This window comes from Collinsella aerofaciens (genome assembly GCF_039752985.1).
Taxonomy (GTDB): domain Bacteria; phylum Actinomycetota; class Coriobacteriia; order Coriobacteriales; family Coriobacteriaceae; genus Collinsella; species Collinsella aerofaciens_BT.
Genome location: NZ_JBDMHA010000088.1, coordinates 1 through 6,222, shown reverse-complemented (window position 1 = coordinate 6,222; position 6,222 = coordinate 1). Strand labels below are relative to the sequence as shown.

Genomic DNA, 6,222 nt, shown 5'->3' with positions numbered 1-6,222 from the left:
CTCCTACACCATGCAGATCGTCATGGCGTTTATGATCCTCACCATGGTTTCGGTCATCCTGCCCCGCGCCGAGGTCGCAGCCGAGCGCGTGGAAGAGGTCATCACCTGCCCCACGAGCATCAACGACCCTGCCTCGCCCAAACTGCCCGCGGCCAGCGCGCCGCGCGGTGAGCTCACCTTCCGCGACGTGAGCTTCCAGTATCCCGATGCCCGCGCCGACGTCATTAGCGGCGTGAACTTCACCACGCATGCCGGCCAGATGCTCGGCATCATCGGCTCCACGGGCTCGGGCAAGTCCACGCTCGTGCAGCTGATTCCGCGCCTGTACGACGTCACGGGCGGCAGCATTTCGCTCGACGGCATCGACGTGCGCGACATGACTCTTTCCGAGCTGCGCCGCCGCATTGGTTACATCCCGCAGCAGGGTCGCCTGTTCTCGGGCACCGTCGAGAGCAACCTCAAGTTTGCCGGCGACATGGTGAGCGATGATGACATGCACCGGGCGGCACGCATCGCCCAGGCCGAGGACTTTATCGCCGAGCGCGAGGACGGCTACGACTCCCCCATCAGCCAGGGAGGCTCCAATGTCTCGGGCGGTCAGCGCCAGCGCTTGGCCATCGCCCGCGCATTGGCCAAAAAGCCCGAGGTTGTGGTGTTCGACGACTCGTTTAGCGCCCTCGACTACAAGACCGACGCGCGTCTACGCGAGGAGCTGGCCAAAAACGTTACCGACGCCGCGCTCGTGGTCGTGGCCCAGCGCATCGCGACCATCATGCACGCCGACCAGATCATCGTGCTCGACGACGGCCACGTAGTGGGCACCGGCACGCACGAGGAGCTGCTGCGCAGCTGCCCGGCGTACCTGGAGATCGCACAGTCGCAGCTTTCCGCCGAGGAGCTGGGGCTTACCCAAGAAGAAATTGCAGCCGTCATGGAAGGAGGCGAGCGCTAATGGCAGACGAGACCAAGACTCAGATTCCCAAGCCCACCCGCCAGCGTGGTCCCATGGGCCGCATGCGTCGCGGCGAAAAGGCCAAGGACTTTAAAGGCACCATGAGGCAGCTGCTCGGCTATATCGGCCAGCACAAGATTGCCGTGTTTGCCGCCGTCGCCTTTGCCGTGTGCTCGGTCATCTTTAATATTGTGGGACCCAAGATGCTCGGTCAGGTTACGACCAAGCTGTTTGAGGGCCTGGTTGCCAAAGTCAACGGTACCGGCGATGTCGACTTTAACTGGATCGCTAAGACGCTCGGCTTTTTGCTCTGCCTGTATCTGGCGAGCTCTGCCTGCAGCCTGATCCAGGGCTGGCTCATGACCGGTGTCACGCAAAAGATCTGCTACCGCATGCGCAAGGAGATTGCCGCCAAGATTGCCGTCGTGCCGATGAGCTACTTCAACGGTCACAGCAAGGGCGACGTGCTCAGCCGCATCACCAACGACGTCGATACGCTCGGCCAGTCGCTCAACCAGAGCGTGACGCAGCTTATTACGTCCGTCACGCAGATTATCGGCGTCCTCGTCATGATGCTGTCGATCAGCCTGCCGCTCACCGGCGTCACCGTGCTCACGCTGCCGGCCGCCGCGATTATCTTGATGGTGATGATTCACTTCTCGCAGCCGTACTTCCGCGAGCAGCAGCAGGTCCTGGGCACCGTCAACGGCATTATCGAGGAGGATTTTGCCGGCCAGAACGTCATTCAGGTGTTCGACCGCGCCGAGGCTTCGATCGAGGAGTTCGACCGCCAAAACGACCGCCTCTTTATTAGCGGCTGGCGCTCGCAGTTCCTGTCGGGCCTGATGATGCCGCTTATGAGCTTGGTGGGTAACATGGGCTACGTGGGCGTCGTCGTCGTGGGTGCGCAGCTCGCGCTGACCGGCAATGCCACGCCCGGCGACATCCAGAGCTTTATCCAGTACGTGCGCAACTTTACGCAGCCGGTGCAGCAGCTGGGCAACGTGAGCAACACGATGCAGTCGATGGCCGCCGCAACCGAGCGCGTCTTTGAGTTCCTGGCCGCACCCGAGGAGGAGCAGAAGGCCGACGCGCAGATTCCCGAGAAGCGCCCCGGTCACGTGGAGTTTGACCATGTCAAGTTTGGCTACACGCCCGACAAGACCATCATCCACGACTTTAGCTGCGAGGCGCAGCCCGGCCAGACCATCGCCATCGTCGGTCCCACCGGCGCCGGCAAGACCACGCTCATCAAGCTGCTGCAGCGCTTCTACGATGTGGACGGCGGCTCGCTGCGCGTCGAGGGCATCGACGTGCGCGACTGGGACCGTGCGGCACTTCGCGGCGAGTTTGCCATGGTGCTGCAGGATACCTGGCTGTTTAACGGCACCATCCGCGAAAACATCCGCTACGGACGCCCCGATGCGAGCGATGCCGAGGTCGAAGCCGCTGCACGTGCCGCACGCTGCGACCACTTTATCCACACGCTCGCCGGCGGCTACGACTTTATGATCAACGAGGAGGGCACTAACCTGTCGCAGGGTCAGCGCCAGCTCGTGACCATCGCCCGTGCCATTTTGGCCGACCGCCCGGCGCTGATTCTGGACGAGGCGACCTCCAACGTCGATACCCGTACCGAGGAGCTTATTCAGCGTGCCATGGATGCGCTGATGCAGGGCCGTACCAGCTTTGTTATCGCGCACCGCCTGTCCACGATCCGCAACGCCGACGTGATCTTGGTAATTCGCGACGGCGACATCGTCGAGAAGGGCACGCACGACGAGTTGCTCGCCCAGGGCGGATTCTACGCCGACCTGTACAACTCGCAGTTCGACGAAGCGGCGTAAATTCTGCCGCAGGGAACGAATAACGCCCGAGAACGGGGGCGCAGGACAACCTGTGCCCCCGTTTTCTTGTTCTGCGACCCTCAAACCGCCTCCCCTGGGACCTGATTGGCAGCCCCTTCCAAGCCACGTGGCATCATTCCATTCCAGGGCCAGCTGACGTTTGCCCAGATAAAACCTGCCAAAATAAACCTGTCCCTTTTTGGCAGGTTTTGGGGTGACAAGGACTTGCACTTTAGCGTGCGACAGCGGATAATGCCGAGCATTCGACAATACGCTTATTGCTCTTTCTATAGATTGAGGAGGCCCCTATGGCCATGGAATTCAAACGCAAGTTGCCGATCCCCATGGAGATCCGCGAGGAAATGCCGCTTTCTGCCGAGCTTACCGCCAAAAAGCAGGCATTTGACGCCGAGGTCGCCAAAGTCTTTACCGGCGAGGACGCACGCAAGGTGCTCATCATCGGCCCGTGCTCTGCCGACCGCGAGGACTCGGTACTTGAGTACATGAACCGACTGGCCAAGACCGCCGAGGAGGTCAAGGACAAGCTCATCATCATTCCGCGCGTCTACACCAATAAGCCGCGTACCAAGGGCACCGGTTACAAGGGTCTTCTGCACAACCCCAACCCCGAGGCTCCCGACGACCTGCTCGAGGGCGTCAAGGCCATCCGCCATATGCACCTGCGCGTTATTAAGGAAACGGGCTTCTTCACCGCCGACGAGATGCTCTATCCGTCCAACTACCAGTACCTCGTTGACCTGCTGAGCTATGTTGCCGTGGGCGCACGCTCGGTCGAGAACCAGGAGCACCGTCTGGTGTCGAGCGGCATTTCGGTACCCGTCGGCATGAAGAATCCCACCGCCGGCTCTACCACTGTTATGCTCAACTCCATCTACGCCGCGCAGGCACATCAGAGCTTTATCTTCCGCAATTGGGAGGTTGAATGCGACGGCAATCCGCTCGCGCACGCCGTTATGCGTGGCTATATCGGTCTCGATGGGCGCACCTACCCCAATTACCACTACGAGCACCTGGAGCGCCTGGCCGAGCGCTATACCGAGCATGCCGGCTACGCCAACCCGGCGGCGGTCATCGACTGCAACCACGACAACTCGGGCAAGCGTCCGCTGGAGCAGTATCGCATTTGCAAGGAGGTGCTCGACAGCTGCCGCCGCAACGAGTCCATCTCCAAGCTGGTCAAGGGCTTTATGATCGAGTCCTACCTGGAGGACGGCAACCAGCCGGTCGACGGCGGCGTCTTTGGCAAGTCGATCACCGACCCGTGCCTAGGCTGGGAAAAGACCGATTACCTCATCCACGAGATCGCGGAACGGATTTAGTTACGCGGTTTTACCAAACGCCGTAACGGCTCGACGCTGCGCGGGCCGCACCTGTACAATCTGACGTTCAACTTCAAGGGCGCGACCAGAAGGTCAGCGCCCTTTCGTTTCACGTCACCTTGTCTCAAATGCGACCCGCTCGCCGTCCGTCCTCTGAATGCGGCGTTGCCTTGCTCCGGATGCGGCAGTTAGGGACATTCCTTTTCTGCCGGCAGTCAGGGACATTCCTTGGGGTAGTTATTGGGGACGTTCTTGTTTGACTAGTCGTTTAAGAACGTCCCCAACGACTACAAGCTCTCCAACCGCGAGGCCGAGGTTTTGCGTCTGGTTGTGCTGGGCAAATCAAACCAAGAGATTGCTGACGAGCTGTTCCTTGCCGTGGACACCGTCAAGACCCACATCCACAACATCTTGGTCAAAACCGAGCAGCAAAACCGCACCACGCTCATCCTCCACTTTTGGAAGCGATAACCTGCTAAAAAGGGACAGGTTTATTTTGGCAGGTTTTATCTGGGCAAACGCCAACCGCCGCAAGGGAGCTGCTTTCCCTCGCGGCGGTTTTCTGGCTCACGCTTTCTTTCGTCTCAATCTGTAACATATGGAGACCAAATCGCCGTCTTACTGTTACAGATCGAGACGAGTTACAGAACGCGCGTCGAATAATCTCAATCTGTAACAGGTAGAAGCGTTTTTGCCAGTCAGATGTTACAGATTGAGATAAACGAAGGAGCGGTAGCGTTAAACAAGTCCGCCACAAAGTTATTCGGAGAGATCCGATCCTAGAGTTGTCTACCAGGTACGATATGTGCACTGATATTTTGTCTCAAACCCGGGCATCCCGTTGCCGCGTGGGCTTAACGCTGCACCCGTATAGAGAATCGTTTGCCCCGTACGAGAATACGAAGTTTTGAAAGACAGCCTCTTGTATGTCTGGTCGAAACAATCAACATTCTCGCTCGGGTGGTTCGCAGTGGAGAACGACTTGTAAGTGTCCAAGACGTCCGCTGTCACAAGACGACAAGGCGCGACAGAACCTGCATCTGGTTTCGCCGTCGCACAAACGGGAATTGTGACCATCGACAGGGTAAGCATAAAACATGCGAACATTGCCTTCACAAAGTTCTTCGTTACATGGCGTTTCATGGTTATCTTCCTTTCCTAGTTTTACTGTCGTTCGTCTTGAAAAGCTGCGCGTATACATTACCGATCCACTTCGAATCACCTCCCATTTCTCTGGTAACGACACGCGAGTCATCCCCTGTGAGCAATACGGAGGCATCGCAGAGCGATTCGAGGTTTCCGATAAGATGAGAAGAGATAATGACATGTGCTCCTCTACCCGCTTCATCTCTAAGAGCATTCGAAACAATCGCAACGTGTCTCACATCAAGTGCATTCATGGGCTCATCCAAAAGGACGACTTCGCAATAGGACATATACGCCATCGCGACATTAAGTAATTGTCTATTTCCATCAGACAGCCTAGATACGGGCGTATTCTTCAACCCAGTCAAGTCAAAGCGATCAAGCACTTGGTCCAAAGTGCGAGGTGAATGCCAAATTCTCCTGCATCGGTCGAGATGAAAAGCGACGGTCATGTATGGAATCAATAGCGACGGCCTATTCGGAACCAAAAAGAATACCTTTCTCATTTCCTCACGGTCGACGCATACTTTTGCATGAAAACAGAGAGAACCTGACACGCGCACTGATGGCCCAGCATCTCCCCAAAGAGTATTCAGTAGCGTAGTCTTGCCATGTCCATTTGGCGCGACAAGACCCCATATCTGGCCAGCGGGCATATCAAACTGCAATCCCTTTACCAGCTGGTTTTTTCCAACCGTCAACGCATCCAGCGACAGAGAGAGCAAGCTTTTCTCGCCCAAACTATCCGGGCGAATATGGTTCCAGGCCCAGCGATTCTTGCTTTTTAGACACGAAAACGAAATGACCCCCAACGCGCAAACAGCAAACGCGCCCATCACGGCAAAGAGGCAGTGCGATGCACTGGCTTCAGGAACGAGAGATACCTCCGCTCCATTGGCGTAAGATGCGCCGCCGAGCGCAAACGAAGAGGCAGAAT

At 57.7% G+C, this 6,222-nt stretch carries 4 protein-coding genes and 1 pseudogene; 4 read left to right on the top strand and 1 reads right to left on the bottom strand.

Annotation, left to right across the window (positions count from 1 at the left end; translation table 11 throughout):
- The 4 genes and pseudogenes from ABHR76_RS09285 to ABHR76_RS09270 all read left to right on the top strand — a co-directional run.
- Nucleotides 1-952, top strand: a 952-nt coding sequence (locus tag ABHR76_RS09285) for an ABC transporter ATP-binding protein (protein WP_346977492.1), incomplete at its 5' end; no start/stop codon positions are given.
- Nucleotides 952-2,799, top strand: a complete 1,848-nt coding sequence (locus ABHR76_RS09280; RefSeq protein WP_346977491.1) for an ABC transporter ATP-binding protein — start codon at nucleotides 952-954, stop codon at nucleotides 2,797-2,799. The genes ABHR76_RS09285 and ABHR76_RS09280, both read left to right, overlap by 1 nt.
- Before the next feature lie 308 nt (nucleotides 2,800-3,107).
- Nucleotides 3,108-4,139 (top strand): 3-deoxy-7-phosphoheptulonate synthase, encoded by a 1,032-nt coding sequence (locus ABHR76_RS09275; protein WP_117797480.1) that lies wholly within the window; start codon nucleotides 3,108-3,110, stop codon nucleotides 4,137-4,139.
- Nucleotides 4,140-4,442: 303 nt separating this feature from the next.
- Nucleotides 4,443-4,610, top strand: a pseudogene (locus ABHR76_RS09270) (response regulator transcription factor); the annotation flags it as partial.
- 674 nt (nucleotides 4,611-5,284) lie between these two features.
- Here the strand turns inward: ABHR76_RS09270 and ABHR76_RS09265 are convergent.
- Nucleotides 5,285-6,222 (bottom strand): ATP-binding cassette domain-containing protein (locus tag ABHR76_RS09265; RefSeq protein ID WP_346977489.1); only part of this gene is annotated, 938 nt, incomplete at its 5' end.

Bases quoted from the DNA above. Each gene is read 5' to 3' on its own strand.
- ABHR76_RS09280 (WP_346977491.1), top strand. From the start codon at position 952: ATGGCAGACGAGACCAAGACTCAGATTCCCAAGCCCACCCGCCAGCGT.
- ABHR76_RS09275 (WP_117797480.1), top strand. From the start codon at position 3,108: ATGGCCATGGAATTCAAACGCAAGTTGCCGATCCCCATGGAGATCCGC.